Origin of the sequence: Pantoea sp. 22096 (genome assembly GCF_052045955.1) — a bacterium.
GTDB lineage: Bacteria > Pseudomonadota > Gammaproteobacteria > Enterobacterales > Enterobacteriaceae > Pantoea > Pantoea alfalfae.
On the sequence record NZ_JBQEPW010000001.1, the window covers coordinates 184,204 to 211,061 of the forward strand.

A 26,858-nucleotide genomic window follows, 5' to 3' on the forward strand; every position below is an offset into this window, starting at 1 on the left:
TAGCGCGATTGTGCGACAAGTAGTTTTAGAAATAAAATTGATTTATTGAATTAATCTATGAGCGAAATTGATGAATTACACCCTGCGTCAGCTTCGTACCTTTATTGCGGTGGCCCACTACGGTGGTTTCAGTCAGGCAGGGCAGGCGATAGGTCTGAGTCAGTCGGCGGTGAGCCACAGTATTAAAGAGCTGGAGGCGGAAACCGGCGTGCGGTTGCTGGATCGCACCACGCGTGAGGTGATGCTGACGGAGGCGGGCAAACAGCTGGCATCACGCATGGAGCGCCTGCTGGAGGAGGTTCATACCACATTGCTGGATATCCGCAGTTTTGGCGAGCAGCGCAGTGGCACCGTCAGAGTCGCCGCCAGCCAGACTATTTCCGCGCACCTGATGCCGCAATGTCTTGCCGCCAGTCAGCACCATTTCCCCGATATCAAAGTCATCCTGCACGATCGCGCCCAGCAATGGGTGCTGCAAAGTGTGCGTAACGCCGAAGTCGATTTCGGAATCGTGATTGGGCCACTCAGCGACAGCGATTTCGATAGCATTGCGATTCTGGATGAGCCTTTCCTGCTGTTATGTCGCGAGGATGATCCGCTGGCGAAGGTGGAAAGGGCTGAATGGGCGATGCTGGATGGCCGCACTATGGTATTGCAGGATTACGCGTCCGGCAGTCGGGTTTTGATTGATGCGGCAATGCAGCAGCAGAATATCAGGGCTGAAGTCGTGCAGGAGATTGGTCATCCCGCCACGCTGTTCCCGATGGTACAGGTGGGAATCGGCATCAGTATTCTGCCCGCGCTGGCGTTACCCTTACCGGCGGATCGCGCACTCACGGTGCGGCGTCTCTATCCGGAAATCAATCGTAGCCTGACGCTAATCAAACGGAAAAACCGTTCGCTGACGCCTGCCGCAGAAGCCATATGGCAGGAAGTGCGCCAGCAGGCGGCGCTGCTGGCGCAACAACGCGCGGTTAAACCGGCATTTTAAATATAAACATCAACTTTGTTAGTATCGGTAGGGCGGTTAATCCCGTCCGCTTTGATCTCACTGGCGGGCGCACTGTCACTTTTTGGCTGATCCTGCTCAGCCTGTTTCTGTTCCAGCTGCGCAATCTGTGCCTGCAGCATGGTGATTTGTGACTGGTACATCTGCTGCATCTCAGACTTCTGTTCGTCAGTCAGTTCTTTATTGTCAGCCAGCTCCTTAACCTGCGTTAACACACCCTGAATCTGTTTATTCAGCGCAGCGACCTGCGAGGCCACACTGCCGTTGCCGCTGTCACCATTACTGACCGCACCGCTTAAAATTCCGGAAATTGAAGACATCATTTTCTCCCTGTAAGTCGTCACATACGTTATCGGCACGCTGCGAAACGACTTGAGATCTGAAATTGTTAAGGTTGCGAAAAGGTGAGAGCTTATCGGTTACGCCAATGTCAGTGCAGCAGAAAAAACAGGCAGCAGAAAGGGCTAACAGACAGCAGATAAGTTTAAAGCGAGGGGAGCGCAGGCCTGTAGCGAAGCATCGCGGGACAGGGACAAAACGCCAGGAGCGTTTTTGAACAACGCAAAGCGTTGGCCCGTCTGCGGGCGCACCTCAGGGATGAGGTGCGTAATCGCCCGCGCTGAGCCTGCCATGGATGGCGTTTTTGCGTCTTTGCAAAAGGTCTGTGCTCCCTGAGCCAGCACGCTTTTTTAAAGACTGAAGTCGCAGAAAAGGGCAGCTCAGATTTAAGTCATGCTTAAGTCAGTGCAGCAGAAACGAATAAAGCGCCTGAAAGGCGCTTTATTCTGAATTGGTGGGTCGTGCAGGATAGCCTCGGCCCATCCGGGCCTCGCCCTCCGGGTGATGCTGTCGCATCAGCCTGAATCGCATAGCGATTCAGTCGAACCTGCAGCAGGTTCTCATCCTGCACGGTAAAGTCCGTGCCCCGGAAACGAAAAAAGCGCCTTAAAGGCGCTTTATTCTGAATTGGTGGGTCGTGCAGGATAGCCTCGGCCCATCCGGGCCTCGCCCTCCGGGTGATGCTGTCGCATCAGCCTGAATCGCATAGCGATTCAGTCGAACCTGCAGCAGGTTCTCATCCTGCACGGTGAAGTCCGTGCTCCGGAAACGAAAAAAGCGCCTGAAAGGCGCTTTATTCTGAATTGGTGGGTCGTGCAGGATTCGAACCTGCGACCAATTGATTAAAAGTCAACTGCTCTACCAACTGAGCTAACGACCCGAAGTGGTGGGTGATGACGGGTTCGAACCGCCGACCCCCTCCTTGTAAGGGAGATGCTCTACCAACTGAGCTAATCACCCACTTCGTACTTCGATACTGCTAACAGGCAAGATATGGTGGGTGATGACGGGTTCGAACCGCCGACCCCCTCCTTGTAAGGGAGATGCTCTACCAACTGAGCTAATCACCCATATCTTCATACCTGTTCACTGCGGGCACCTGTTAAGAGTGGTGGGTGATGACGGGTTCGAACCGCCGACCCCCTCCTTGTAAGGGAGATGCTCTACCAACTGAGCTAATCACCCCCGCTGTGTGGAGTCGCATTATAGGGATAGTTGATTTTGAGTCAACGCTTTTTAAAACATAAATGTGCGTTCGGTTTATTTTTAAACATCCTGTCGCGCTTTTAGTCAATGTGCTGGTTTTACTGGCAGAAAAGCCCCTTTTCCCGGAAGGCAACCTGCGGCCACGCATTGAGGATTCACCGTCAGATGCTAGAATGTGCCCACTGTTTTTTCGCGTCTAACCTGTTTTTTGTCATCCAGACAGAGAACCCGCGCATCTAAGGCAATACTCAATGAAAATCAAAACACGCTTCGCGCCCAGCCCGACCGGCTATCTGCATGTCGGTGGCGCCCGTACCGCACTTTACTCCTGGCTCTTTGCGCGTCATAACCAGGGCGAGTTCGTGCTGCGCATTGAAGATACCGATCTGGAGCGCTCCACGCCGGAAGCTATCGAAGCCATCATGGATGGCATGAACTGGCTGAGCCTCGACTGGAATGAAGGCCCTTACTACCAGACTAAGCGTTTTGATCGTTACAATGCGGTCATTGATGAAATGCTGGAAGCGGGCACGGCATACAAATGCTACTGTTCTAAAGAGCGTCTGGAAGCCCTGCGTGAAGAGCAGATGGCCAACAACGAAAAGCCGCGTTACGACGGCCGCTGCCGTGACAGCCATGAACATCATGCCGATGATGAGCCGTGCGTGGTACGTTTCCGCAATCCACAGGACGGTTCGGTCATCTTTGACGACCAGATTCGCGGCCCGATCGAGTTCAGCAACCAGGAACTCGATGATCTGATTATCCGCCGCACCGATGGTTCCCCCACCTATAACTTCTGCGTCGTGGTAGATGACTGGGATATGGGCATCACGCATGTTATTCGCGGTGAAGACCACATCAACAACACACCACGTCAGATCAATATCCTTAAAGCGATTGGCGCGCAGGTTCCGGTCTATGCCCACGTCTCAATGATCCTGGGCGACGATGGCAAAAAGCTCTCCAAGCGTCATGGCGCAGTAGGGGTGATGCAGTATCGGGATGATGGCTACCTGCCGGAAGCGCTGCTCAACTATCTGGTTCGTCTGGGCTGGTCGCATGGCGATCAGGAAATTTTCAGCGTGCCTGAAATGACTGAGCTGTTTACTCTGGACGCCGTCAGTAAGTCTGCCAGTGCGTTCAACACAGAGAAACTGCAGTGGCTGAACCATCACTACATCAATACGCTGCCGCCAGAATATGTGGCGACGCATCTGCAGTGGCATATTGAAGAGCAGAAAATTGATACCCGTACCGGGCCGGAACTGGCGAAACTGGTTAGCCTGCTGGGCGAGCGCTGCAAAACGCTGAAGGAGATGGCGGCGTCCTGTCGCTACTTCTATGAAGACTTTGCAGAGTTTGATGCCGATGCCGCGAAGAAACATCTTCGTCCGGTGGCGCGTCAGCCGCTGGAAGTCGTGCGCGATAAGCTGGCCGCAATCACTGAATGGAACGCTGAAAACGTCCATCAGGCGATTCAGAGCACCGCAGATGAGCTGGACGTGGGGATGGGTAAAGTCGGCATGCCGCTGCGTGTGGCGGTAACCGGCGCCGGTCAGTCACCGGGTCTGGACGTCACTGTTGCAGCGATTGGCCGCAGCCGCAGTGTGGCACGTATTGAGCAGGCTCTGGCCTTTATCAGTGAGCGTGAAGCACAGGCTTAATAAACAGAACCGGAAGCATCACGCTTCCGGTTTCTTTACTCTTCACCAATTCCCAGACGCTGCATAACGCCCTTAATCCCTTCACGTAAGATTAATGCGGTGAACTGATCCTGTTCATCCTGACTCATTTGCTGGATGGAACTTATCAATAACGCAGGTAAAGAATTAGCCACTGCACCATAGGTCGCTGGGGGCTCGTTGAGATTGCGTGTTGACTGAATAAAACTTTTTACGCGTTCATCAATATGAATCAGACGTGCCTTACCGCCTTGTACACCGGGCTTTGGCGTGGTTGTCCAGTTCTCTCGCTTGATCCATTTATTCACCGTTTGCCGACTGTAACCCGTTTCTGCAGCCAGCTCTTCGGGAGTAAGCCATTCCTTTTTCACGATGCTGTCCCTGTTAAATACATTAGCGGTACATATTACAGCAAAACGTAACGGGGGAAAGTAACTGAAGCTGAAATTGCCTTTTGTCTTTTGACAAAAGGCAAAGCAGGATTACTGCGGGTTGCTGGCAGGTTCTGCGGCAGGGCGGAAGGCAAGGAAGTAAGCCAGGCCAACGAAGACGGCACCGCCCACAGCATTGCCCAGGAAGACGGCAACAAAGTTAGGGAGATACTCTGCCCAGCTCATCTGACCGGCAAAAATGGCGGCCGGAATGATAAACATGTTGGCGACAACGTGCTGGAAGCCAATGGCAACAAACGCCATAACCGGGAACCACATGCCGAAGATCTTGCCGACCACATCTTTACTGGCAAACGCCAGCCACACCGCCAGACACACCAGCCAGTTACAGCCAATGCCGGAAATAAAGGCGTGCAGGAAATCGGCATGGACTTTTGCAGAGGCAATCGCAACGGTCTTTTTCAGGTAATCGCCTTCGGTCATGCCCAGCATATGGCCAAAGAACCAGGCGACCGCCACGCTGCCGAGGAAGTTCGCCAGGGTCACCCAGAACCAGTTTCGCGCCACGCTCATAAAGCTGATGCGACGGGCAAACCAGGCTACCGGCAGGGTCATCATATTGCCGGTCAGCAGCTCACCACCTGCCAGCACGGTCATGATGATACCCACCGGGAAGACAGCCGCGCCTAACAGGCCACCAAATGAGCCCCACTCAGCCGGCAGGGTGTTAATCACGTGAAGATCCAGCAGGAAGCCGGTCGCAATAAATGCGCCCGCCATAAAGCCGAGAATCAGGAGGATGCTGACAGGCGCACGGCTTTTGGCCACGCCTGACTGGATCGCCAGTTGTGCGATTTCTTTAGGTGTATGCAGCGACATAGTATCTCAATAGTTTTTTATGATTAATGGGACGATAACGCCTGGTGGACGCGTGGTGTGCGGGAGAGGGTCCCGGTGACCACTAAATTAGCGGGCTAAGTTTTGCACGCGAAAAAGACGAAGACAAGAAAATTCCTATAACATATTTAACCGGGAATTAACCTCACGGCAGACTGAATAACAGTTAAAAAACGGTCCTGCCTGACCAGACACGATTTTCACCTGCAGCATGCTGCTGAAACTTCGCAGGTTGCCGCCTTTTTCAGCGATCAAACAGAGAATGTCATTTTGCCGTTGACACCCTGGAGGCGGTTTCATATTATGCCGTCCGTCGCTTAACGCGACAGTTTTTCGGTTCGGGGCTATAGCTCAGCTGGGAGAGCGCCTGCATGGCATGCAGGAGGTCAGCGGTTCGATCCCGCTTAGCTCCACCAAACTTCTTCCCAAAAGTTTGGCACTGAAAAACGAGTCCAGATGTGGGGGTATAGCTCAGCTGGGAGAGCGCTTGCATGGCATGCAAGAGGTCAGCGGTTCGATCCCGCTTATCTCCACCATTTTCTGACACGTCGTTGTCAACATCCTTTCTGCTATCTCTTTCATTCGCCTTCTCGTGCGGATAAAAACCTTATTGCTTTACTATTCACGCCACGCTGCTGCATACGCTCAGGCGTTTCAACGGGCATGACCTTCCGGGACGCGGTGCTGTCTCTCGCGCATGGTTTAACTGCAGATGTGACTTTGTTGTGCGACGTGAGAAGTGACGCCTGTGGGCGAACCAGCGGGGAGCAGAGCAGGAATGGCGCAGAAAGAAGAGGGCGAGAGACACTCGCCCTTTATTGCTTAGAAACTTATCAGAACGCCAGAACCAGACCGGCGATAGCGGCAGAGAGCACGCTGACCAGCGTAGAACCGTACAGCAGCTTCAGGCCAAAGCGCGAAACCACGTTACCCTGCTCTTCGTTCAGACCTTTAATCGCGCCGGCCACGATGCCGATTGAAGAGAAGTTGGCGAACGACACCAGGAACACGGACAGAATACCTTCTGAATTTGGCGACAGCTGACCCGCGATTTTCTGCAGATCCATCATGGCTACAAACTCATTCGACACCAGCTTGGTCGCCATAATGCTGCCGACCTGCAGCGCTTCGCCAGAAGGCACACCCATCATCCAGGCAAACGGATAGAAGACAAAGCCGAGAACGCCCTGGAAGCTGATACCAAAAATCAGATCAAACAGCGCATTCAGACCTGAAATCAGCGCGATAAAGCCAATCAGCATGGCCGCAACGATAATCGCGACGCGGAAACCGGCCAGGATATATTCGCCCAGCATCTCAAAGAAGCTCTGACCTTTATGCAGATCCTGCAGCTGCAGGTCTTCTTCGTTCTCAACACGGTAAGGGTTGATCAGCGACAGCACGATAAAGGTACTGAACATGTTGAGCACCAGTGCAGCGACCACATATTTTGGCTGCAGCATCGTCATGTAGGCTCCGACGATGGACATCGATACCGTCGACATTGCGGTCGCAGCCATGGTGTACATGCGGCGCTGTGACATCTTGCCCAGAATATCTTTATAGGCGATGAAGTTTTCTGACTGTCCCAGTATCAGAGAACTCACGGCGTTGAATGATTCCAGTTTTCCCATGCCATTGACTTTCGACAGCACGGTACCGATACCGCGGATAACCCACGGCAGGATACGGAAATGCTGCAGAATACCGATCAGTGCAGAGATAAAGACGATTGGGCACAGTACGTTAAGGAAGAAGAAGGCGAGGCCTTTATCGCTCATGTTGCCGAAGACAAAATTGGTTCCCTGAGCCGCATACTTCAACAGATGGTCAAAGAAGCCCGCGAAGCCTTTGACGAAACCCAGTCCCGCTTCTGAGTTCAGGAAGAACCAGGCGAGCACAATTTCAATCACCAGTAGCTGTATAATGTAGCGAATGCGAATGCTTTTACGATCGTGACTGACCAGCAAGGAGAGTATCCCGACCACCACCAGTGCTAAAAGAAATTGCAAAATATGGGACATGGTTGCTCCAAATTTGAGGAGGGTTGTATTTTGTTGCGTATTCTATGTAACGCGTTACTTAAAAACGAGATCTGAACCACAATATAAGTATTCGCTATCGCTATATTTTCCAGAAAAGTTCCAGAGATCACGTCCTCTTTACAAATCATTCACTTCAGATAACCACATAATTATTGTCTATATTTTACACGGGGCGTAGAGTGACGCTATTGCTCACATTTTTAGCAATCACCTCCTTTACTGTAATGTATAGCAATGGCTATACTTTATAGCAGCATCTATTACACCGATAACAATAAACGAATTTTACTTGCACATGCCAACCCCTAAGCTGCCGGGGCAGGCAAATGTTCAGACAGGGTACCGGATATGTTTGAAAGTCGTACCGCCGAGCGCGCCGCTCGCGGAGTCAGAAAAGTCAAACTCGCACTGCTGGGCCCCGCCTTTATCGCCGCTATCGGCTATATCGATCCGGGCAACTTTGCGACCAACATCCAGGCGGGCGCTGCTTACGGCTACAAATTGCTGTGGGTGGTGGTGTGGGCCAATATCATGGCCATGCTTATCCAGCTGATGTCTGCCAAGCTGGGGATCGCCACCGGCAAAAATCTCGCCGAGCATATCCGCGATCGCTTTCCTCGTCCCGCCGTCTGGTTTTACTGGGTGCAGGCGGAAATTATTGCGATGGCCACCGACCTGGCGGAATTTATCGGCGCGGCGCTGGGCTTCAAACTGCTGCTCGGCATCTCACTGATGCAGGGCGCGGTACTGACCGGCATCGCCACGTTCCTGATATTGATGTTACAGAGCCGCGGTCAGAAACCGCTGGAGCGGGTGATTGGCGGACTGCTGCTGTTTGTGGCGGCGGCCTATATCGTCGAACTCTTCTTCTCTCAGCCCAGTGTCAAAGAGCTGGTGATCGGCATGGCGCTGCCCGCGTTACCCACGTCGGATGCTGTATTCCTGGCGGCGGGTGTGCTGGGTGCGACCATTATGCCGCACGTGATTTATCTGCACTCCGCGCTGACGCAGGGCAAAAGTGAGGACAGCAAAGGTCAGCGGTACTCCTCAACTAAACTGGATGTGGCGATTGCCATGACCATCGCCGGATTTGTTAACCTGGCGATGATGGCGACCGCGGCAGCGGCCTTCCACTTCAGCGGCCACAGCAAAATCGCTGAGCTTGACCAGGCCTATCTCACGCTGCAACCGTTGTTAGGTCAGGCGGCGGCAACAGTATTTGGGCTGAGCCTGGTGGCTGCCGGACTTTCCTCAACGGTGGTCGGAACGCTGGCGGGACAGGTGGTGATGCAGGGCTTTATCCGTTTCCATATTCCGCTCTGGGTGCGGCGTACGGTAACCATGCTGCCTTCCTTTATTGTTATCTGGGCTGGCTGGGATCCAACAAAGGTGCTGGTGATGAGTCAGGTGCTGCTGAGTTTCGGTATTGCGCTGGCGTTGATTCCGCTGCTCTCCTTTACCGGCAACCGCGAGCTGATGGGCGATGATATGGTTAACTCGCGTCTGATGCAGAACACCGGGCGACTGATCGTGCTGCTGGTGATTACGCTGAATCTTTACCTGCTGGTGGGTGAAGCGCTGGGGCTGTAGCGGTTATGGTAAATAAGAAAACGCCCGGTTCTGCCGGGCGTTTTTATTAATGGCGATCGTGTCCGTGATGGTCTGGACCGCGATGGTCAGGCCCACGACGGTCATGATGATCCCAGCCACGATCACGATCGCGGCGATGCTGATGATCCCAGCGGCGCTCACGGTCGCGCTCATGCCAGCGACGTTCACGCTCCCACTGCTGCTGACGACGCCACTCTTCGTGTCGCCACCAGCGGCGTTCTTTATAGGAATAACGATCATTCCACCAGCGTGGTTCACGCCAGCGACCGCCATCCCAGTAATAACCACGATTGTCGCGATCGCCCAGATTCAGCGTAACGCCGGGGGCCAGAGTAATAGAGGCACTGGAGGCCTCAGCTGTGTGATTTGCCAGCGGCGACAACACCGCCAGCAGGGCAGCAAAAATAAGTGCTCTTTTCATTATATTCTCCTCATCAACAGTCTGATGCTGTTGCGGCGCAGTGATTATGCCTGCGTAATGCTGTCGTTACCGCATCATTGTGTCGGAAGATTGTGAGGAAATTGGGGAGAGAAAGGGGATTGAGACTATTCTGGTGAGAAAACACCCGGCCTGCGCCGGGCGGGGAAAAATTACAGCAGGGCCGCGTCAATCGCCGCTAACTCCGTGTCGCTGAACTGACGTCGGGCGAGCATTGCCACCGCGTCATCAATCTGAGCCGTTTTACTGGCACCAATCAGCACCGAGGTGACACGATCGTCGCGCAATACCCACGCCAGCGCCATCTGCGCCAGCTTCTGCTCGCGCTGCTGCGCAATCACATTCAGCCTGCGGACCTTCTCCATCTTCTCATCCGTCAACTGACTTTCACTCAGGAACTTGCTGCCGCTGGCCGCACGCGAATCTTCCGGGATGCCCTGCAGGTAGCGATCGGTGAGCACGCCGCCTGCCAGCGGCGAGAAGGCGATACAGCCGACGCCCGCATCGCCCAGCGTCTGAATCAATCCCTGTTCAGGCGTTCGTTCAAACATCGAATAGCGCGGCTGGTGGATCAGACAAGGGGTGCCGAGATCGCGCAGGATAGCTATCGCTTCGGCGGCGAGATCGGCCGGATAGTTAGAGAGGGCAGCGTAAAGCGCTTTGCCCTGGCGCACGACATGATCCAGCGCGCGCATTGTCTCTTCCAGCGGGGTTTCCGGATCGGGACGGTGATGATAGAAAATATCCACATAGTCCAGCCCCATTCGCTTCAGGCTCTGATCCAGACTGGCGACCAGATATTTACGCGAACCCCAATCCCCATAAGGTCCCTGCCACATGGTATAGCCCGCTTTAGTGGAGATGATCAGCTCATCACGATGGGCACGAAAATCTTCCCGCAGAATACGCCCGAAGTTCTCTTCGGCTGAGCCCGGCGGCGGACCGTAGTTATTGGCTAAGTCGAAGTGGGTGATGCCGAGGTCAAACGCATGACGCAGCAGCTCACGGCTGTTATCGACCCGGGTACTGTCACCAAAGTTATGCCACAGCCCCAGCGAAATGGCGGGCAGTTTAATGCCGCTGCGGCCGCTGCGACGGTATTGCATCTGTTGATAGCGATCGGGATGGGGGAAAGAGGACATTCAGCGCTCCTGAGTAAAAACGGGCATATGTGCCAAAAGTCTATCAGTGTATACGGTTACACTCAGTGACAGCGCGCAGCAGTTCGCATTTTTACAGAATAATCCGCCAGCGTAACGCCGCCTTTCCAGCCAATGCGGCTGGCGAAAATCGTGGCCCTCCTCGCTAATTTCATCGGCTGTCAGATACTTAACCCAACTTTTCCCTGAAAGGATTGTGCAATGTCCACATTCACTATTGGAGATTACCTGCTGACCCGTCTGCAGGAGATAGGTATAAAGCATCTGTTTGGCGTACCGGGCGACTATAACCTGCAGTTTCTTGATCGGGTCATCGACCATCCGGACATCCGTTGGGTAGGCTGTGCCAACGAGCTTAATGCCGCCTATGCGGCGGACGGCTATGCACGCAGCAACGGTGCTGGGGCGCTATTAACCACCTTTGGTGTTGGCGAACTCAGCGCGATTAACGGCATTGCAGGCAGTTATGCAGAGTATCTGCCGGTGATCCATATCGTTGGCGCACCAGCGACTTCAGCACAGTTACAGGGTGACTGTGTCCACCATTCGCTGGGCGATGGCGATTTCCGGCATTTCATACGCATGGCCGCCGAAGTCAGTGCCGCAACGGCACAACTTACTGCCGATAATGCCACTGCTGAAATTGACAGGGTGATAGAGCACGCGTTACAGGCCCGTCGTCCCGGCTATCTGTCGCTGGCCGTCGACGTGGCGGCTATAGAGGTGCAGCCCCCTGTTCAGCCCCTGAACCCCCATCAATCCTCTTCGCCCGAGGCGCGTCGTGCTTTCCGCGACGCGGCGGAGCGGTTGCTGGCACCAGCAGAGCGCGTTTCACTGCTGGCCGATTTTCTGGCACTGCGCTGGCAGCAGCAGTCTGCGCTGGCCGCGCTGCGTGAAAAGAGCGCAATTCCCTGCGCCAGCCTGCTGATGGGCAAAGGTGTACTGGATGAGCAGCAGCCAGGTTACGTCGGAACCTATGCCGGTGAAGCCAGCGCAGGTCAGGTGTGCGGGCAAATTGAGCAGGTGGATGTGGCGATCTGCGTCGGGGTGCGTTTCACCGACACCATTACTGCAGGCTTCACGCAGCAGTTTGCGCCTGAGCGACTGATCGATCTGCAACCCTTCAGCGCCAGCGTGGGCGAGGAACATTTTGCGCCGTTGTCGATGGCGGATGCGCTTAGCGAACTGCAACCGCTGTTTGAAAACTACGGCCAGCAGTGGCAGCCCGCCATAGCACCGTCTGCCGTGCAACCGGATGAACCGGCAGCCGTGATCAGTCAGCAGGCTTTCTGGCAGGCGATGCAGAAATTTCTGCAACCCGGCGACCTGATTCTGGCAGAGCAGGGGACAGCCGCTTTTGGTGCCGCCGCGTTACGACTGCCCTCGCAGGCGCAGCTGGTGGTTCAGCCATTATGGGGATCAATCGGCTATACTCTTCCTGCAGCGTTTGGCGCGCAAACCGCTGACCCCGATCGCCGGGTTATCCTGATTATCGGAGACGGTTCGGCGCAGCTGACGATTCAGGAACTGGGTTCCATGCTGCGTGATGAGCAGCGACTGATACTCTTTTTGCTGAATAATGAAGGCTATACCGTCGAACGGGCCATTCATGGCGCAACACAGCGTTATAATGATATTGCCCCGTGGAACTGGACGGCCTTACCGCACGCACTGAGTCTGCAGGGCCAGGCGCAGAGCTGGCGCATCAGTGAAACCGTACAGTTAGACGAGGTGATGGCGCGACTTTCCGCGCCTCAAAGACTGTCGCTGGTTGAGGTGGTCATGCAGAAAGAGGATTTGCCGCCACTGTTACGAAAAGTCACCGCCTGCCTGAATCAACGCAACGGCGGCTAAGATTCAGATAGTTGCCGCTGTGCAGGGTGGACTATCGCGGTTAGGCTGTAGCACACCTGAGTAAGACGCTCACCAATCGCACCGGTGAGCGTTGTTGTTTTATGGGCAGAAATTTATAGTGTCCTCCAACTCTTAAGACCCCAAGCGGAGCAACAGAAGAATGACAACCTATGCCTTGGTCGGCGATGTCGGCGGTACTAACGCACGCCTCGCCCTGTGTGAGGTGGAAAGCGGCAGCATCACCCAGGCCAAAACATTCTCAACATCAGAATACGACAGCCTCGAAGCCGTCATCCGCCACTATCTTGATGAACAACAGCAGGATGTTAAAGATGGCTGTATCGCTATCGCCTGCCCGATTACCGATGACTGGGTTGAAATGACCAACCATGACTGGGCGTTTTCTACGCGCAAGCTCAAAGAGAACATCGGTTTTGAACACCTGGAAATCATTAACGACTTCACTGCGGTATCCATGGCGATTCCAATGCTGACCGCCGACAACGTAATTCAGTTTGGCGGCACAGCCCCGGTTAAAGACAAGCCTATTGCGATTTATGGTGCCGGTACCGGATTAGGCGTCAGCCATCTGGTGCACGTGGACAAACGCTGGGTCAGCCTGCCTGGCGAGGGCGGTCATGTCGATTTCGCCGCCAACAGCGAAGAAGAAGATCAAATTCTGGAAGTGCTGCGTGAAGAGCTGGGCCATGTTTCAGCAGAACGTATCCTGTCCGGTGCCGGTCTGGTCAACCTCTATCGTGCGATTGTTAAAGTTGATAATCGTGTGCCGGAAAACCTGAAGCCTAAAGATGTCAGCCAGCGTGCGCTGGATGACAGCTGCATCGACTGCCGTCGGGCGCTGTCGATGTTCTGCGTCATTATGGGCCGTTTCGGCGGCAATCTGGCATTGAACCTCGGCACCTTTGGTGGCGTCTACATTGCGGGTGGCATCGTGCCACGTTTCCTGGAGTTCTTTAAGGCGTCAGGTTTCCGTGCTGCTTTCGAAGATAAAGGCCGCTTCCGCGACTATGTTGCCAGTATCCCGGTCTATATGATCACGCACGATCAGCCTGGCCTGCTGGGCGCGGGCGCGCATCTGCGCCAGACGCTGGGTCGCATTATCTGATTCAGTTTCACCTCGCGCGCACGGCCACTTTGCGCGCGATCGATTTTCCCGACCTGACTGCTTCAGCAGGACAGGATCGGGAAATCACTCTCAGTTTCAGTACTCGCTCTCCTGAGACATTCCCCTCTCTCCTTTGCTACAGGCGCATCAGCTGCCGAAACTGCTTCACCTTGCTGCGGCTCACCGGTACCTGAAACTCCAGATCGCGCAGCTTCAACAGATAAGTGTTGTTAAACCACGGCTCGATTTCACGAATCTTGCTGAGGCTGACGCAGTAAGAGCGGTGGCAGCGGAAGAACTGTTGTTCCGGCAGACGTGAACAGAATTCGGTAATATTCATCGACATCACGTAAGACTCACGCCGCGTGTACACAAACGTCAGCTTTTCATGGGCTTCTACATAGTAAATGTCGTTCACGTCCGTGACGATAATACGCTCATCTTTGATCAGGTTGACCGTCTGCGGTGCTGGCGTGGCGCTGAGATGGCTGACCGCCTGCTGCGCCTGTGCAGTGGCTTCCAGCTTGTTCAGCATGGTGACAATCCGCGACTCCTGATAAGGCTTGAGAATGTAGTCAAACGCCTCCAGCTCAAACGCCTCCACCGCATGCTCTTTCCATGCGGTGATAAAGACAATCAGCGGCTTGTGCGCAAACTGATGGATATTCTGTGCCAGCAGCATGCCATCCAGCGAAGGAATATTGATGTCTAGAAAAATCACATCAACCCGATGCTGTTGCAGATACTTCAGCACGTCGAGGCCATCATCAAAGCAGGCTTCAATCTCGATTTTGCTGTGATGCTGAATCATCCAGCTCAACTCCTGCTGCGCCAGGAATTCATCTTCCACAATAATGGCTTTCATAACAGATTCTCCGCCAGCCGCTGGCCGTTCTTACTCAGCGTAAAGGAAATCTCGGTGCCCGGCTGGTGTCGCACGATGTTCAGTCCCTGACCTGACAGGAGTTTTACCCGATGATGCACATTGAGCAGGCCGATTTTATTACCGGGCATCTCATTGCGCGCCACTCTTGCCATGACTTCGTCACTGATGCCCTGGCCGGTGTCCCGCACCGAGATCTGCACCTTATCGCCCCGATCCCGAACGCTCAGCGTTACCACGCCTTTGCCTTTACAGGGCTGGATGCCATGCACAATCGCATTCTCCACCAGCGGCTGGATCAGCAGACTTGGCAGCAGAAAATGCAGATCTTCGTCTACGTCATAGATCATCGTCAGCTTATCGCCAAACCGCGCCTGCTCAATGGCGATGTAATCTTTGACCTGCCACAGCTCCTTACGGATATCGATCAACTCATCATCGTTCAGCTCCAGGTTGTAGCGCAGGTAGCGTGACAGGTTAATCACCAGCTGGCGGGCAGTATCGGGATTAAGCCGGATAGAAGAGGAAATGGCATTCAGGGCATTGAACAGGAAATGGGGATTTATTTTACTTTGCAGCGCCCGCAGTTCCGCTTTATTGGCCATCTCTCGCAGCTGCTCGGCACGTGACACTTCAAGCTGTGTAGAGATGATTTGCGACAGGCCTATGGCCATCTCCTTCAGCGAGCCGGTAATACGGTGCGCGCGGCGATAGTAGATTTTCAGCGTGCCGGTGACTTTGCCTTTTTCCCACAGCGGGATGACGATCATCGAATGGATATCTTTGGTGCGGTGCGCTTCATCGTTGTTCTTAATGATAATTTTACCGCTGGCGATCGACTGCGCGGTGGTGGGACTGATGCCATCATCCCCATGCTGATAGTTATTTTCGCCATAGCCGACGTAAGCCAGAATCTGTTTCTTGTCGGTCATCGCCACCGCATCGGCTTTGATCTCCCGCCGGATAATGTCACAGATATTGCGAAGTGAGTCGCTGTTCACCTGACGAAACAGCGGCAGGGTTTTGTTGGCGATCTCCAGCGCCAGCTTGGCCTGACGGGCGGCAATCGCCTCTTTCTCTCCCTCAACGCTCTGCACCAGCAACACAATGATACCGATACTGGAGGCACCGAGGATCATCGGCAGGGCAATTTCTGACACAATCGCCAGCCCGAGTGAGGTTGGGCGCGCCCACAGGACGATCAGCAACATCGTCAGGGCTTCACACAGCATGCCGCCGACAATACCGGCGCGCCAGCGATGCTCTTTCAGCACCCGGCGATTAATGCCGCCCGCGACGATACCGGCAATGATGCTGGTAATCAGACAGGGCACGGAGGTCACGCCGTGAATATCGATCAGAAAACGGTGCAGCCCCGCAATAATACCGGTGGCGATGCCGACCCAGGGACCAAACAGAATGCCACCCGCCATCACGGCAATGACACGCACATTCAGCAGCGAACCGTCGACATTGACCCCAGACCAGGTACTGAACAGCGCAAACAGGGAAAAGATGGCGGTTACCGCCATTTTCTCTGCGCGCGTGTGTTCATCTTTTTGAAGCAGCTGACGAAACGGGCGGGTGCGCGTCAGGAAGAACAGGCAGATCAACATCAGGGCGGCGCGGTCAAATACTGCCAGTAACATCGTGAAGTGGGAGGACACAGGCGGCTCGTCAGCAATGGAAAGTGTGCCTATGATAAAAAATGTGATCGCGAACCGCTAGCGCCCCGCACCATCACGCCGGGACTTCATGTTTCAGATCAATTTTTGAGGCCTGTGCATAAAAAGAGGAAAGGTTGAGTGCAATAAAGGGGAACAGTTTTTCAGCCTGCGAACGCTGGTCGCTGCGGTGTCGTTTTGCTATGTTGCGCGATGACGCGTGCCAGCGACAGCTGGAAAACTGGCCCATCGGGAGCAGCAGATGCAACTTGTCACCGCCAGATTAACCCTGAATAAATTACAGCCAGAAGACTGGCAACTGTTTCGTGCTGTCCATGAAGATCGCGACACGATGACGTGGGTGAGCGAGATCCCCGATGAAGCGGATATTCGCCAGCGCTTCACCGCGCGTCTGGCTCCATGGCAGCCAGGCAGTTTTCATATGCTTTGTCTGGTGGCACGGCGACGCGATAGCGGTGAGCCAATTGGCCTGTTTGGCTGCAGCCCCGAGTGGGAGCCACACCGTCAGGCCGAGGTGGGTTATATGCTGCTGCATCGCCACTGCGGACAGGGCTATGGCAGCGAGGCGCTGGCGGCGCTGTGTCAGTTTCTGCTTGAAGCCGATTTCCATAAACTCAAGGCGATGGTGGTTGAAGGTAACTGGGCGTCACGCCGGATTCTGGAGAAAAACGGTTTCCAGATGGAGGGCACGCTACGGGATAATTATCTACTGAACGGCTGCTGGGTGAACGATTGGCTGCTGGGACGCCTGAATTCACAAAAATAAAAATATTTTCTGCCCCTCGACAAAATGATCCTCACCGCGTTATGTTCGTAACGGGTCACCGCAGTGACCCGCGTCGCTCGGATGGTCCGGGCGCTTACGTAATCCAGAGGTCATCATGGCTGATAACAGCACACCCCGTCGTTTCTCACGTATTGAACGTTTACCCCCTTACGTTTTCAACATCACCGCTGAACTGAAGATGGCTGCGCGCCGGCGCGGCGAAGATATCATCGACTTTTCAATGGGCAACCCTGATGGTCCGACCCCGCCGCACATCGTCGAAAAGTTATGTCAGGTAGCGCAGCGCGACGACACCCACGGTTATTCCACCTCACGCGGTATTCCGCGTCTGCGCCGGGCGATTTCGCGCTGGTACGCCGATCGCTACCAGGTTGAAATCGATCCTGAATCTGAGGCAATTGTTACTATCGGTTCCAAAGAGGGGCTGGCACACCTGATGCTGGCGACGCTGGACCACGGTGATACCGTGCTGGTACCAAACCCTAGCTATCCGATTCATATCTACGGTGCGGTGATTGCTGGCGCGCAGGTACGCTCAGTGCCGCTGGTGGCGGGTGTCGACTTCTTCAATGAGCTGGAACGCGCCATTCGCGAGAGTTACCCCAAGCCAAAAATGATGATCCTTGGCTTCCCGTCTAATCCCACCGCACAGTGTGTGGAGCTCGACTTTTTCGAGCGGGTAATTGCGCTGGCAAAACAATACAACGTGCTGGTGATCCACGATCTGGCCTATGCCGATATCGTCTACGATGGCTGGAAAGCGCCATCGATTATGCAGGTGCCGGGCGCGCGTGATGTCGCCGTCGAATTCTTTACCCTGTCAAAAAGCTACAACATGGCGGGCTGGCGCATCGGTTTTATGGTGGGCAACAAAGAGCTGGTCGCCGCGCTGGCACGCATCAAAAGTTACCATGACTACGGCACCTTTACGCCGCTGCAGGTGGCGGCGATTGCAGCGCTGGAAGGGGATCAACAGTGTGTTCGCGACATCGCAGAGCAGTATAAACGGCGTCGAGATGTGCTGGTCAAGGGATTGCATGAAGCGGGCTGGATGGTAGATAACCCGAAAGCCTCAATGTATGTCTGGGCAAAAATTCCGGACCACTATGCGCATCTGGGGTCCCTGGAGTTTGCCAAACATATGCTGCAGGAGGCGAAAGTCTGTGTTTCACCCGGTATCGGGTTTGGCGACTATGGTGATACGCACGTGCGTTTTGCACTGATTGAAAACAGCGATCGCATTCGTCAGGCAGTACGGGGAATTAAAGCGATGTTTCGTGCCGATGGCGTTTTGCCAGGCAGCATGAAAACAGAAGAAGAGAACTGACAGCCAGCAGGGGCGACGCAATGGTCGCCCCGTGGCGGCACTGTCACGCCATTACTTCAGCAGCAGAACAAAGGTTCCGAACCAAAGTAACGCGAAAAAAGATATTCCCATCAAGGCATATTTCACAAAGCAACTCCTCTGAGCGGTTACGATGATGGCGATCCCAAACCAGTGCAACGCGAACAGCTGTGGAAAAGAGATCACCATTTCAGTAATGGTCTGCTCATTTCCGGGTCGATCTGAATAACTCAGAACAGGATCAGGCGCTAATTTACGCGTAATCCTGCCTAAATGAAATAGGTCCGTTCTGAGATATTGCTCACAATTTTACGGCACCTGAATGTCCGGGATCGCCGACATGCCGACACGTAACTGAGCCAGATGCTGTTGGTCACTATCCAGCACAATTTTAACCGGCAGACGTTGAACGACTTTAGTGTAGTTGCCGGTGGCGTTATCGGGGGCGATCGCGGAAAAAGTTGCCCCGGTGGCCGGCGCAATGCTGTCCACGTGGCCGGTGAAGGTCTTGCCTGGCAGGGCATCGACACGAATCTGTACCCGCTGACCCGGACGCACATCGCTTAGCTGCGTTTCAAGGTAGTTAGCGGTAATGTAGGTTTGCTGCAGGGGTACTACCGCCAGCAGACGGGTTCCGGCTGACACGTAAGCGCCAGTCCGCACCGAGCGCTGACCCACCATGCCGTCAACGGGCGCCGTAATACGCGTGTAGGAGAGGTTCAGCCTGGCCTGATCGACGCTGGCTTTAGCTGCGGCAACATCCGCTTCCGCTGAACGCACCGCAGCCTGTAACACGCCGACCTGTTTCACTGCCGACGTCAGCGCAGCCTGACTCTGATGCACGGCTGCCAGTGCTGAACGCTGGTTCGAGCTGGCTTTCTGCTGATCGTCGGCGGCCACAGTGCCGCTTTTATAGAGTCGGTTGTAGCGATCGGCGCTCTGTCCGGCATACTGCGCGGACGCCTGGCTGGCCGCGACGCTGGCTTTCTGCTGATCAATCACCGACTGCTGCTGTTCCAGCTGTGCCTGGCTGCTCAGCAGTTTCGCCTGACTCACCTGCAGGTCAGCCTCGGCACTCTCCAGCGCCACCCGATAGTCACGATCGTCCAGCGTTGCCAGCAACTGGCCGGCTTTGACCTGCTGATTATCCTGCACCTGCACATTGCTGATGTAGCCGGAGACTTTCGGTGCCACCAGGGTGTAGTCCGCATTGACGTAAGCGTCGTTGGTACGGTGATCGTTGCCGCTCATCATTGACCAGACTGCAAAAGCGATGGCCAGTAACACCAGCAGCAGCAGTGTGAGCACCAGAGTTCTTCTCATTTCGAAAGCACGCATATTCAGTTATTCCGGGAAGGGTTTTGAAGCAAAGTTTGAGGCGGCCACACCCGTTTTGGCAGGATGGCGGTAAGCAGTAACAGGCACGCGGCAAAACCGGTCAGCATCAGCCAGCTGTCGCTCAGACTCAGTACCGTGGCCTGATGCCGGACCAGCGTGGCGAATTCGCTGAGATTTTCGCTGGCGCTGATGCTGCCATCCGGCAACAGCGGCAAGCTGCTGCTGGCCTGACTGGCCGTCGGCGTTGTCATCAGCCAGCTGCGACTGGCGGCCTGATTAATCAGGATACTGGAGTGAAACTGCTCGCGATGGGAGAGGAAAACCTCAACCAGCGTAGAGGCGGCGATGCTGGAGAAGCCGCGCACCGTATTAAACATCGCCGAGGCAAACGGGCCTTCCGGTGGAGCCACCACGCTGGTGGCGCTCATCAGTATCGGCAGAATAATCATCGGTTGTCCGAACGCCTGCAGAATCTGCAGCAGCCAGAAATTCTGGCGCGCCCACTCACTGGTGATCTGTGTGCCCAGCAGACAGGAGGTCACCAGCAGGCCGACGCCCGCCGTCAGCATCCAGCGGCAGTCGATCCAGCGGATATTCAGCAGGGCCGCAATCAGCGGTGCGATCAGCAGTTGCGGCAGGCCCACTGCCAGCGCCAGCGGGGCAAACTCCAGGGTGCGAAAGCCGCTGACCTGCGCAAAATAGGCCGACGGCAGCGCAGAACCAGAAAGCCCAAGGATGAGCACGCAGGCCAGCCCCAGTAAGCCATGCGCCAGATTTGGCCGGCGGAGCATCTGCAATTTAAACAGAGGCAGCGGGTGAAACCACTCATTAATCAGGAAAACCAGCAGCAGCGGCAGCGCGGTTAGTAACATACCGACGATCAGTGGGGAGTTCAGCCAGTCCAGGCGCTCACCCTGGGTCAGCACCAGAACCAGCAGCGAGACTGCACTGCAGCCGGTCACCATGCCGAACAGGTCGATCTGCTGGAAGCGTTCAGGACGCAGCGGGTCCTGCGGTATCCCCCAGCTAATCAGCACCATAGCAATGAGCATTAATGGCACGACCTGCCAGAACACCATCATCCAGCTGACATGATCGGTCCATAACGACGCCAGTGAGGCCGCCATATTGGGGCCAAACGTCGCGGTCAGGGCATAGCCCGCCAGACCAAACAACTTAAAGGGCGGCGGCAGAAAGCGCAGGGCGACGGTCATCAGCATCGGCGGCAGTGCGCCACCAAACAGGCCCTGCAGCACGCGCAGGCTGATAAACAGCGTTGGGTCAGGCACCAGCGGCAGCAGAATGCCGGTCAGCATAAATCCCGACGAAACGCCAAGGGTGAAACGCCGCAGCGACAGAGTGACGGCAAACCAGGGCGCGATCATCATGGCAGCGACTTCTGCGGCCTGATAACCGGAAATAATCCAGCTACCCTGATCGTAACCGATGCCAATGGCAGCCCGGATATCTGCCAGCGCGATATCACTGACGCGATCGTTCAGCCCGGAGGTCAGCGCAGCAATGAGCACGCCGACCAGGCCAAACGCCAGTCGAAAAGTAAAAGGATGAGGGGCCGGCGCGGCGGCTGGCTTAGCGTTCATTGCAGGCGATCTCATTATTATGATGCAGTGTACTGCGATGTGATACAGGGCATAATATTACATCCCGGTATGCTGTATTGCAATGTGGTACAGACTGTAAAAAGTGCGGCATTCGCGCTACAGTAAGGCAGCTCAAACAGGACGACGCTATGGCACATCAACCCTCCAGCCGTGAGGATGAAAAAACGGGCGGCATTCAGGTCATCGCACGTGCGGCAAAAATTCTAAATGCGCTGGGCGAACAGCCGGGCGGCATGAGCCTTGGCGAAATTGCTCAGGCGGTAGAACTCCCCCGTTCAACGGTGCAGCGCATTGTCGCCGCACTTGACAGCGCCGAGCTGGTGCGCAGCAGCGGGGCGGGTGGACTGCGACTGGGTCCGGCACTGTTAAAACTGATCTCCAGCGTCCACACCGACGTGGTCGATCTGGTCAGTCCGCTACTGGAAAAACTCTCTTCCGACACCAATGAGACGGTTTCACTGGCGCGCGCCAGCGGCAGCCAGCTGGCAATTATTCACCACGTGGTGGCGTCGCGGGAGTTGCGGGTGGTTCCGCATATGGGACTCAATCTGCCGCTCTACAGCACCTCCGGTGGACGGGCGCTGCTGGCGCTGGAGTGTGAAAAAGATGTGCGGACGATTGTCGGTGAGGGCTGGCAGGAATTAACCGATATGACGGTGAAAACGCTGCCGCAGTTGCTGCAACTTATCAGGGAAGTGCGCGAAACCGGTATCGCTGTGGATCGCGGTGAAACGCTGGAAGGTATCTCTACCATGGCGTTTGCACTGGATACACTGTTTGGTCGCTTTTCTGTCTCTTTGCTGGTGCCCTCTGCACGTTTTCTGCGTCACGAAGCCCGTTTCCGTGACGAGATGCTGAAGTGCAAAGAGGCTCTGGTGCGTGAAATCGGCAAAGTCGCCGCGATAGAAGGATAAGCATCTGATGAAAACCCTGCTGATGGCTATTGATCACTCTCCGGTCGCGGAGAAAGTGGTTGCCTTAACCATTGAAGAAGCGCTGGCGCATCGCGCCGATGTGGTGGTGCTGTGCTGTGTTGATCCTGCTTACTCCTCCTGCAATCAGCCAATGGATATCGATGCAGGTGAAGATCCCGCCGATTTTGTGGCGGCGCAGGATGAGCAGAATACGGCGGAAATGGTGGTGCGCCATGCGCTGGCACCGTTATTGCGCGCGGGCATTAATGCGCGTGGCATGATTCTGGCGGGTGACGCAGCAGATACCATCGTTGCCCAGTCGCAACAGCTTAAAGCCAGCATGATTATCATGGGACGTCGCCATCTCTCCTCTTTTAATCGGCTGTTAAAAGGCTCGGTCAGCGCATCAGTTATTGAGCGTGCTCACTGTCCTGTGCTGATCGATGTGCGTAAGGATTAATCGCGCAGCATGAACTCTCTGTTTTTTATTACGCTGGCCGCGTTTACGCTGCTGGCGCTGATTATCATTGTGCTGATCAGAACCACCCGGCTGCGTTTGTGGCAGGGGCTGATCCTCTTTCTGTTGCCACTGATACTGGCAAATCTGCTCTGGTTCAGCTGGGTCGCGCCGCATCAGCAGCAGACTGCTCAGCATGAGCAGGCGGTGAATCAGCTGGCAAAGATGCCGGGCTATCGGGTATTGCAGACGCAGGAACCAGCATTATGGTTGTTGCTGACTCAGGAGCTGACCCGGCGGATCCGTGCGGGCGAGCAGCCTGAAAGGGCGACAGGTGAACTGCGTGGCTGGCTGATTGAGGTGATTAATCAGCGACTGATGCGCGGAACAGATGCGGCGGTCGTTAACTATATCAGCGTCTCGGTAGAAGAAATGCGCGCGTTGAACCAGATCGATCCGGGCCTCTGCTTCCGTTATCTCTATCCGCAGGTCAGTGGTGGCATCAATTTGCAGACCACACTTCCAGCCTCGCTGAATCAGAAAGAGGCCGATGCCATGGAGCTGCTTCTGCTCAATAGTCCGCCACCCGAGCAGCCCCTTGATAAGGCTCAGGCGCAGGATGATCTGCAAAAGATTGTCGGCCGGCTTTATCTGAAGTGGGGCGACAAACTGCAGCAACTGAATATGCCTGCCGACACGGCGGTGGATCGCTCTTCGCTATGTGCCATGTCAATTGACCTCTACAGCGCCGTTCTGGCATTACCTGATAAGCGCGCCGCTAACCTGTTACGTAAAATGGTGGCACTGACCGGCCAGTAAACTCGCGTTTAGCGGGCGAAAAAAAGCCCGCTAAACGCGGGCAGGGAAGAGAGAGGAACAGATTTTTATTTTTGGCATTTCCTGGTGTGGTGCAGTCTTCGTTTGGTCTGAATATATCCTGTCACTTTTGGACTGATAGTAATAGCCGTTTAATCGTATTGAATTAATCGGCTAAAGCTTCTCAATTTTTGATTTTTCGCGCATTAATCCTATGGATGCGTGGCATGCTGCGTCATACACTGCGTGACAACGTGAGGATAACTAAATGAAAAAATTAATTACCGGCGCACTGGCGCTGATTCTGCTGAGTGGATGTACCGCCAGCAAACCCGGGGCATTTGAACGCGTTGATGAAGATCCAAGCTCAAATACCGTGCAGTACCGTTATGACCCGGTAAAGGTCAATCGTGATGCAATGGATATTGATCTGGCGAATTACTGCAGCAATAAAGGCTTTGATAAAGTCGAGGCGTTACCTGCGCAGGAGAGTCATATTCCGGGACTGCAGAAAGCGTGGTTCCAGTGTAATTATGCTGTGAAAAGCTAAATAAAACGGGCGGGATAATTATCCCGCCCTTAAAGTTACTGCTTTTATTTTATGCTGTGTGACATCTTTGCCCGTTAGCGGCGATGGTGACCGCCATGATACCCACCGTGATAACCTCCATAGTAGCCTCCATGATATCCGCCGCCACCCCCGCGATGCCAGCCATTGTCGTGTCTGGGGCTGATGATACAACCACTTAATAAGGTCATCAGCGCAACCACCGAAGCGACTTTAATTAATCTCTTCATCGGAAGCTTCTCCTCTTTTCCAATGACTATGACACTACGCTGTAAAAGTGGAGTGAAGATGCAGGCTTTGTAGAGTTATTTAAGAAGATATGACGGAATATTTCAGATCGCTCTGTTCTTCAGCGGCAGGAAATAAAAAAATCGGAATCAACTGAATAATAAATACTATCAAAGAGAATAGTCTTAAAATCAAGCGAAAATAATTCTCATTTGAAAGTTTTTACCACTACATTATTAGCATGTCATTTCAATGGGAGAGAAACATGGCGCATAACGTAAAAAATATTCTGGCTTTACAGGCTGAACTGGGCGAATGCCCGCTCTGGTCAGTGGAAGAACAGGTGCTGTACTGTGTCGATATTCTGGCATCCGCCATTCACCGTTTTGATCCGGTCAGCGGTGAACTGCAAACCTTCCCGCAGGCGGAAGAGGTGGGATGCATCGGTCTGCGTGAGCAGGGCGGGCTGATAGCCGCATTGCGCAACGGTGTCTGGCTGCTGGATGCGCAGGGTAAACCCGAGAAAAAGATTGCAGAGAATCCCGGTGTGGCCGCTAAGAGTCGATTTAATGATGGCCGTGTGGATCCGTGGGGTAACTTCTGGTGCGGCAGCCTGTGGGAACCGCAGGATAAAAATGGCGGGCTGCTGTGCCGCGTGACGCCTGACCTGAAACTGGAGGTCAAAGCGCGTGATATTAAAATTTCCAATGGGCTGGCCTTCTCTCCCGACCGGCGCTGGATGTATCACAGTGACACGCCGAATGAATCGCTCTATCGCTATCCATTAAACGCGCAGGGCGAACCGGGCGAACGCACCCTGTTCCGCCGTTTCGACGCGAAAGGTGGATTACCGGATGGTGCCGCGGTGGATAGCGAAGGTTTCTACTGGTCAGCACAGTTTGATGGCGGACGCGTGGTGCGTATCGATCCGCAGAGCAGTGACATTGTCGATGAGATTCTGCTGCCGGTGAAGTGGCCAACCATGGTGGCCTTTGGCGGGGCCGATCTTAAAACGCTGTTTATTACCAGTTCACGTGAAGATCGCACCAAAGAGGAACTGGCGCGCTATCCGCAGTCCGGCGATATCTTTGCCGTGGACGTCGCGGTGGCAGGAATAGCAGAGCCGCGATTCCGCGGCTAAACGTTAACGGGCCGCGTAATGGCGGCCCGTGGTCGTTGCCCGTGATTAGTGACGTTGCAACACAGGTTCTTTTGTGACGGGACTTTGCGGCAGGCGAATGGTAAGCGACAGAAACAGGGAGATGACCAGTAGCGTCATAATCAGGCTGAAGGTAACGGTGAAACCACCAAACAGCGAGGCGACCAGCGATCCCAGCACGCTTCCGATACCAAAGCCCAGGTAGAGCAGGCCATAGTTTTTTGTCAGGTTGTTGAGTCCAAAGAAGTCACTGACCAGCGACGGGAACACCGTAATGGTCCCGCCAAAGCTGAAGGCCACACAGGCGAGTGACAGGAAGAAGGTGACCTCATTCATCCGGGTAAACAGCAGCACACTCATACCAATCAGCGACACAATTTGCGCCAGCGAAATGACCCGGATGCGCAGCATTTTGTCAGAGAGCACACCCAGCACCAGACGGCCACTCAGGTTGGCAATCGCAATCACCGTTACCGCGCTGGCAGCAGTCTGCGTGGAGAGATGCACCAGACCTTCGCCGATATCTTTGGCAACCCCTATCACATAGAGTCCACTCATACAGGCGGTCAGGAACATCAGCGCCAGCATCCAGTACTGCGGCAGACGCACTGACTGGGCCAGCGTGTAATCCCGCGCATGTTGCTGACCTTTAGCGGTGGTTCCGGTCTGTTGCAGTGGCGCTTCACGCATCAGCAGCGCACCGAGAATAATCATCGACATGGCCAGCACGCCCCATATCATAAAGGTTTGCTCCAGACCGACCGTCACCAGCAGTGTTCCGCAGATAAACTTGAATCCCAGACTGCCAAGGCCGTAAGCGCCAATTGCACAGGCCGAGATCATCCCCTTACGCTCCGGGAACCATTTCACACAGTTTGAGAGCGTCATCAGATAACCGGCGCCATCGGCCAGACCAACCAACAGTCCGGCACTGAAGTAGAGCATCATCAGGTTATTAGCCTGCGCGGTGAGCCAGAAGCCCAGCGCCATCAGTACACCCGCGCCAATAGTGACGCGGCGTACGCCAAAACGTTCCTGTAATTTTCCGGCCAGTGAAGAGGCGATAGCCAGACCCAGGCTCAGCAGGCCAAAGGAAAATGCGACCTGACTGATCGGTGCATCCAGCTTCTGTGACAGCTGGCCATTAAACAAACTCCATGTATAAACTGACCCCAGCGCAAACTGAGTAATAACCGTTCCGAACAATGTAAGCCAGCGGGAACGCTGGTAAGACGCCTGTTGAGTCTGGTTCATAATTTATCTCTCCCGTCCGGGAATCTGGAAACTGCGGTC

The 26,858-nt window shown here is 54.6% G+C and carries 24 protein-coding genes, 6 tRNA genes and 2 other RNA genes; 14 read left to right on the forward strand and 18 right to left on the reverse strand.

Annotated features, from left to right (window positions below; translation table 11 throughout):
* Positions 1–70: 70 nt before the first annotated feature.
* On the forward strand, positions 71–991 hold the full coding sequence (locus ACTJKZ_RS00840) for a LysR family transcriptional regulator (RefSeq protein WP_253419582.1): 921 nt from the start codon (positions 71–73) through the stop codon (positions 989–991).
* Here ACTJKZ_RS00840 and ACTJKZ_RS00845 read toward each other — a convergent pair.
* From ACTJKZ_RS00845 to ACTJKZ_RS00875, 7 genes are all read right to left on the reverse strand, one after another.
* Positions 988–1,329, reverse strand: a complete 342-nt coding sequence (locus ACTJKZ_RS00845; RefSeq protein WP_222925460.1) for a FlxA-like family protein — start codon at positions 1,327–1,329, stop codon at positions 988–990. The genes ACTJKZ_RS00840 and ACTJKZ_RS00845 overlap by 4 nt on opposite strands.
* Positions 1,330–1,800: 471 nt before the next feature.
* Positions 1,801–1,933: non-coding RNA, RtT sRNA (locus tag ACTJKZ_RS00850), on the reverse strand.
* A 43-nt stretch (positions 1,934–1,976) separates the two neighbouring features.
* A non-coding RNA gene (locus ACTJKZ_RS00855) (RtT sRNA) lies at positions 1,977–2,109 on the reverse strand.
* Positions 2,110–2,152: 43 nt separating this feature from the next.
* Positions 2,153–2,228: transfer RNA gene (locus ACTJKZ_RS00860), tRNA-Lys, on the reverse strand.
* 4 nt (positions 2,229–2,232) lie between these two features.
* Positions 2,233–2,308: transfer RNA gene (locus tag ACTJKZ_RS00865), tRNA-Val, on the reverse strand.
* Positions 2,309–2,342: 34 nt separating this feature from the next.
* Positions 2,343–2,418 (reverse strand) — tRNA-Val (locus ACTJKZ_RS00870).
* A 39-nt stretch (positions 2,419–2,457) separates the two neighbouring features.
* Positions 2,458–2,533: transfer RNA gene (locus tag ACTJKZ_RS00875), tRNA-Val, on the reverse strand.
* A gap of 272 nt (positions 2,534–2,805) precedes the next feature.
* Between ACTJKZ_RS00875 and gltX the strand changes: the two genes are divergently transcribed.
* Positions 2,806–4,221 (forward strand): glutamate--tRNA ligase, encoded by a 1,416-nt coding sequence (gene gltX, locus ACTJKZ_RS00880; RefSeq protein WP_161735093.1) that lies wholly within the window; start codon positions 2,806–2,808, stop codon positions 4,219–4,221.
* 35 nt (positions 4,222–4,256) lie between these two features.
* On the opposite strand, the gene ACTJKZ_RS00885 is transcribed toward gltX, so the two are convergent.
* Positions 4,257–4,610, reverse strand: coding sequence for a YfeC-like transcriptional regulator (locus ACTJKZ_RS00885; RefSeq protein ID WP_161735090.1), 354 nt, complete (start codon positions 4,608–4,610; stop codon positions 4,257–4,259).
* A 111-nt stretch (positions 4,611–4,721) separates the two neighbouring features.
* Positions 4,722–5,510 (reverse strand): formate/nitrite transporter family protein, encoded by a 789-nt coding sequence (locus ACTJKZ_RS00890; protein WP_013358647.1) that lies wholly within the window; start codon positions 5,508–5,510, stop codon positions 4,722–4,724.
* A 358-nt stretch (positions 5,511–5,868) separates the two neighbouring features.
* Here ACTJKZ_RS00890 and ACTJKZ_RS00895 point away from each other — a divergent pair.
* A tRNA-Ala gene (locus ACTJKZ_RS00895) sits at positions 5,869–5,944 on the forward strand.
* A gap of 44 nt (positions 5,945–5,988) precedes the next feature.
* Positions 5,989–6,064 (forward strand) — tRNA-Ala (locus ACTJKZ_RS00900).
* A gap of 297 nt (positions 6,065–6,361) precedes the next feature.
* Here the strand turns inward: ACTJKZ_RS00900 and ACTJKZ_RS00905 are convergent.
* On the reverse strand, positions 6,362–7,552 hold the full coding sequence (locus ACTJKZ_RS00905) for a NupC/NupG family nucleoside CNT transporter (protein ID WP_013358646.1): 1,191 nt from the start codon (positions 7,550–7,552) through the stop codon (positions 6,362–6,364).
* Between the two features lie 369 nt (positions 7,553–7,921).
* On the opposite strand from ACTJKZ_RS00905, the gene ACTJKZ_RS00910 reads away from it, so the two are divergent.
* A complete protein-coding gene (locus tag ACTJKZ_RS00910; RefSeq protein WP_161735088.1) occupies positions 7,922–9,163 on the forward strand; it encodes an Nramp family divalent metal transporter in 1,242 nt (413 codons plus the stop codon).
* Positions 9,164–9,209: 46 nt separating this feature from the next.
* Here ACTJKZ_RS00910 and ACTJKZ_RS00915 read toward each other — a convergent pair whose 3' ends face one another.
* Together ACTJKZ_RS00915 and mgrA are read right to left on the reverse strand one after the other, a co-directional pair.
* Positions 9,210–9,605 (reverse strand): DUF2502 domain-containing protein, encoded by a 396-nt coding sequence (locus tag ACTJKZ_RS00915; RefSeq protein ID WP_161735085.1) that lies wholly within the window; start codon positions 9,603–9,605, stop codon positions 9,210–9,212.
* Between the two features lie 170 nt (positions 9,606–9,775).
* Positions 9,776–10,765 (reverse strand): L-glyceraldehyde 3-phosphate reductase, encoded by a 990-nt coding sequence (gene mgrA / locus ACTJKZ_RS00920; RefSeq protein ID WP_161735082.1) that lies wholly within the window; start codon positions 10,763–10,765, stop codon positions 9,776–9,778.
* 219 nt (positions 10,766–10,984) lie between these two features.
* Between mgrA and ipdC the strand changes: the two genes are divergently transcribed.
* Positions 10,985–12,637, forward strand: coding sequence for an indolepyruvate decarboxylase (gene ipdC, locus ACTJKZ_RS00925; RefSeq protein ID WP_440829094.1), 1,653 nt, complete (start codon positions 10,985–10,987; stop codon positions 12,635–12,637).
* A 160-nt stretch (positions 12,638–12,797) separates the two neighbouring features.
* The gene (gene glk, locus ACTJKZ_RS00930; RefSeq protein ID WP_013358641.1) at positions 12,798–13,763 is read left to right on the forward strand and encodes a glucokinase; all 966 of its coding nucleotides are present in this window, start codon (positions 12,798–12,800) and stop codon (positions 13,761–13,763) included.
* Positions 13,764–13,899: 136 nt separating this feature from the next.
* On the opposite strand, the gene ACTJKZ_RS00935 is transcribed toward glk, so the two are convergent.
* Together ACTJKZ_RS00935 and ACTJKZ_RS00940 are read right to left on the reverse strand one after the other, a co-directional pair.
* Positions 13,900–14,628, reverse strand: coding sequence for a LytR/AlgR family response regulator transcription factor (locus ACTJKZ_RS00935; RefSeq protein WP_003848909.1), 729 nt, complete (start codon positions 14,626–14,628; stop codon positions 13,900–13,902).
* Positions 14,625–16,295: a sensor histidine kinase gene (locus ACTJKZ_RS00940; protein WP_161735149.1), complete on the reverse strand. Its 1,671-nt coding sequence runs from the start codon at positions 16,293–16,295 to the stop codon at positions 14,625–14,627. The genes ACTJKZ_RS00935 and ACTJKZ_RS00940 overlap by 4 nt, the downstream gene beginning before the upstream one ends.
* Positions 16,296–16,572: 277 nt before the next feature.
* On the opposite strand from ACTJKZ_RS00940, the gene ACTJKZ_RS00945 reads away from it, so the two are divergent.
* Positions 16,573–17,097, forward strand: coding sequence for a GNAT family N-acetyltransferase (locus ACTJKZ_RS00945; RefSeq protein ID WP_161735077.1), 525 nt, complete (start codon positions 16,573–16,575; stop codon positions 17,095–17,097).
* A gap of 115 nt (positions 17,098–17,212) precedes the next feature.
* Positions 17,213–18,445, forward strand: a complete 1,233-nt coding sequence (gene alaC, locus ACTJKZ_RS00950; protein ID WP_161735074.1) for an alanine transaminase — start codon at positions 17,213–17,215, stop codon at positions 18,443–18,445.
* Between the two features lie 51 nt (positions 18,446–18,496).
* Here alaC and ypdK read toward each other — a convergent pair whose 3' ends face one another.
* From ypdK to ACTJKZ_RS00965, 3 genes are all read right to left on the reverse strand, one after another.
* Positions 18,497–18,571 carry a membrane protein YpdK gene (gene ypdK / locus ACTJKZ_RS00955; RefSeq protein ID WP_099257831.1) on the reverse strand — a complete coding sequence of 25 codons (75 nt, stop codon included), beginning with the start codon at positions 18,569–18,571 and terminating at the stop codon, positions 18,497–18,499.
* 201 nt (positions 18,572–18,772) lie between these two features.
* Positions 18,773–19,801 carry an HlyD family secretion protein gene (locus ACTJKZ_RS00960; RefSeq protein ID WP_222925164.1) on the reverse strand — a complete coding sequence of 343 codons (1,029 nt, stop codon included), beginning with the start codon at positions 19,799–19,801 and terminating at the stop codon, positions 18,773–18,775.
* Positions 19,802–19,803: 2 nt separating this feature from the next.
* Positions 19,804–21,402: an MFS transporter gene (locus tag ACTJKZ_RS00965; protein WP_285088193.1), complete on the reverse strand. Its 1,599-nt coding sequence runs from the start codon at positions 21,400–21,402 to the stop codon at positions 19,804–19,806.
* Positions 21,403–21,551: 149 nt separating this feature from the next.
* On the opposite strand from ACTJKZ_RS00965, the gene ACTJKZ_RS00970 reads away from it, so the two are divergent.
* From ACTJKZ_RS00970 to ACTJKZ_RS00990, 5 genes are all read left to right on the forward strand, one after another.
* Positions 21,552–22,337: an IclR family transcriptional regulator gene (locus tag ACTJKZ_RS00970; RefSeq protein ID WP_222925166.1), complete on the forward strand. Its 786-nt coding sequence runs from the start codon at positions 21,552–21,554 to the stop codon at positions 22,335–22,337.
* 7 nt (positions 22,338–22,344) lie between these two features.
* The gene (locus ACTJKZ_RS00975; protein ID WP_440829095.1) at positions 22,345–22,797 is read left to right on the forward strand and encodes a universal stress protein; all 453 of its coding nucleotides are present in this window, start codon (positions 22,345–22,347) and stop codon (positions 22,795–22,797) included.
* Positions 22,798–22,806: 9 nt separating this feature from the next.
* Positions 22,807–23,613 carry a hypothetical protein gene (locus tag ACTJKZ_RS00980; RefSeq protein WP_161735063.1) on the forward strand — a complete coding sequence of 269 codons (807 nt, stop codon included), beginning with the start codon at positions 22,807–22,809 and terminating at the stop codon, positions 23,611–23,613.
* 265 nt (positions 23,614–23,878) lie between these two features.
* Positions 23,879–24,160 carry a lipoprotein gene (locus ACTJKZ_RS00985; RefSeq protein ID WP_161735060.1) on the forward strand — a complete coding sequence of 94 codons (282 nt, stop codon included), beginning with the start codon at positions 23,879–23,881 and terminating at the stop codon, positions 24,158–24,160.
* A gap of 511 nt (positions 24,161–24,671) precedes the next feature.
* Positions 24,672–25,547 carry an SMP-30/gluconolactonase/LRE family protein gene (locus ACTJKZ_RS00990; protein WP_222925168.1) on the forward strand — a complete coding sequence of 292 codons (876 nt, stop codon included), beginning with the start codon at positions 24,672–24,674 and terminating at the stop codon, positions 25,545–25,547.
* A gap of 45 nt (positions 25,548–25,592) precedes the next feature.
* Here ACTJKZ_RS00990 and ACTJKZ_RS00995 read toward each other — a convergent pair whose 3' ends face one another.
* Entirely contained in the window at positions 25,593–26,819 is a 1,227-nt protein-coding gene (locus ACTJKZ_RS00995; protein ID WP_440829096.1) for an L-lactate MFS transporter, read from the reverse strand.
* Between the last annotated feature and the right edge of the window lie 39 nt (positions 26,820–26,858).

Bases quoted from the DNA above. Each gene is read 5' to 3' on its own strand.
- ACTJKZ_RS00985 (WP_161735060.1), top strand. From the start codon at position 23,879: ATGAAAAAATTAATTACCGGCGCACTGGCGCTGATTCTGCTGAGTGGA.
- ACTJKZ_RS00995 (WP_440829096.1), bottom strand. From the start codon at position 26,819: ATGAACCAGACTCAACAGGCGTCTTACCAGCGTTCCCGCTGGCTTACA.
- ACTJKZ_RS00975 (WP_440829095.1), top strand. From the start codon at position 22,345: ATGAAAACCCTGCTGATGGCTATTGATCACTCTCCGGTCGCGGAGAAA.
- ACTJKZ_RS00845 (WP_222925460.1), bottom strand. From the start codon at position 1,329: ATGTCTTCAATTTCCGGAATTTTAAGCGGTGCGGTCAGTAATGGTGAC.
- ipdC (WP_440829094.1), top strand. From the start codon at position 10,985: ATGTCCACATTCACTATTGGAGATTACCTGCTGACCCGTCTGCAGGAG.
- ACTJKZ_RS00960 (WP_222925164.1), bottom strand. From the start codon at position 19,801: ATGCGTGCTTTCGAAATGAGAAGAACTCTGGTGCTCACACTGCTGCTG.
- ACTJKZ_RS00945 (WP_161735077.1), top strand. From the start codon at position 16,573: ATGCAACTTGTCACCGCCAGATTAACCCTGAATAAATTACAGCCAGAA.
- ACTJKZ_RS00915 (WP_161735085.1), bottom strand. From the start codon at position 9,605: ATGAAAAGAGCACTTATTTTTGCTGCCCTGCTGGCGGTGTTGTCGCCG.
- ACTJKZ_RS00935 (WP_003848909.1), bottom strand. From the start codon at position 14,628: ATGAAAGCCATTATTGTGGAAGATGAATTCCTGGCGCAGCAGGAGTTG.
- ACTJKZ_RS00890 (WP_013358647.1), bottom strand. From the start codon at position 5,510: ATGTCGCTGCATACACCTAAAGAAATCGCACAACTGGCGATCCAGTCA.
- ACTJKZ_RS00905 (WP_013358646.1), bottom strand. From the start codon at position 7,552: ATGTCCCATATTTTGCAATTTCTTTTAGCACTGGTGGTGGTCGGGATA.
- alaC (WP_161735074.1), top strand. From the start codon at position 17,213: ATGGCTGATAACAGCACACCCCGTCGTTTCTCACGTATTGAACGTTTA.
- ACTJKZ_RS00965 (WP_285088193.1), bottom strand. From the start codon at position 21,402: ATGAACGCTAAGCCAGCCGCCGCGCCGGCCCCTCATCCTTTTACTTTT.
- mgrA (WP_161735082.1), bottom strand. From the start codon at position 10,765: ATGTCCTCTTTCCCCCATCCCGATCGCTATCAACAGATGCAATACCGT.
- ACTJKZ_RS00840 (WP_253419582.1), top strand. From the start codon at position 71: ATGAATTACACCCTGCGTCAGCTTCGTACCTTTATTGCGGTGGCCCAC.
- gltX (WP_161735093.1), top strand. From the start codon at position 2,806: ATGAAAATCAAAACACGCTTCGCGCCCAGCCCGACCGGCTATCTGCAT.
- ACTJKZ_RS00940 (WP_161735149.1), bottom strand. From the start codon at position 16,295: ATGTTACTGGCAGTATTTGACCGCGCCGCCCTGATGTTGATCTGCCTG.
- ACTJKZ_RS00980 (WP_161735063.1), top strand. From the start codon at position 22,807: ATGAACTCTCTGTTTTTTATTACGCTGGCCGCGTTTACGCTGCTGGCG.
- ACTJKZ_RS00970 (WP_222925166.1), top strand. From the start codon at position 21,552: ATGGCACATCAACCCTCCAGCCGTGAGGATGAAAAAACGGGCGGCATT.
- glk (WP_013358641.1), top strand. From the start codon at position 12,798: ATGACAACCTATGCCTTGGTCGGCGATGTCGGCGGTACTAACGCACGC.
- ACTJKZ_RS00910 (WP_161735088.1), top strand. From the start codon at position 7,922: ATGTTTGAAAGTCGTACCGCCGAGCGCGCCGCTCGCGGAGTCAGAAAA.
- ACTJKZ_RS00990 (WP_222925168.1), top strand. From the start codon at position 24,672: ATGGCGCATAACGTAAAAAATATTCTGGCTTTACAGGCTGAACTGGGC.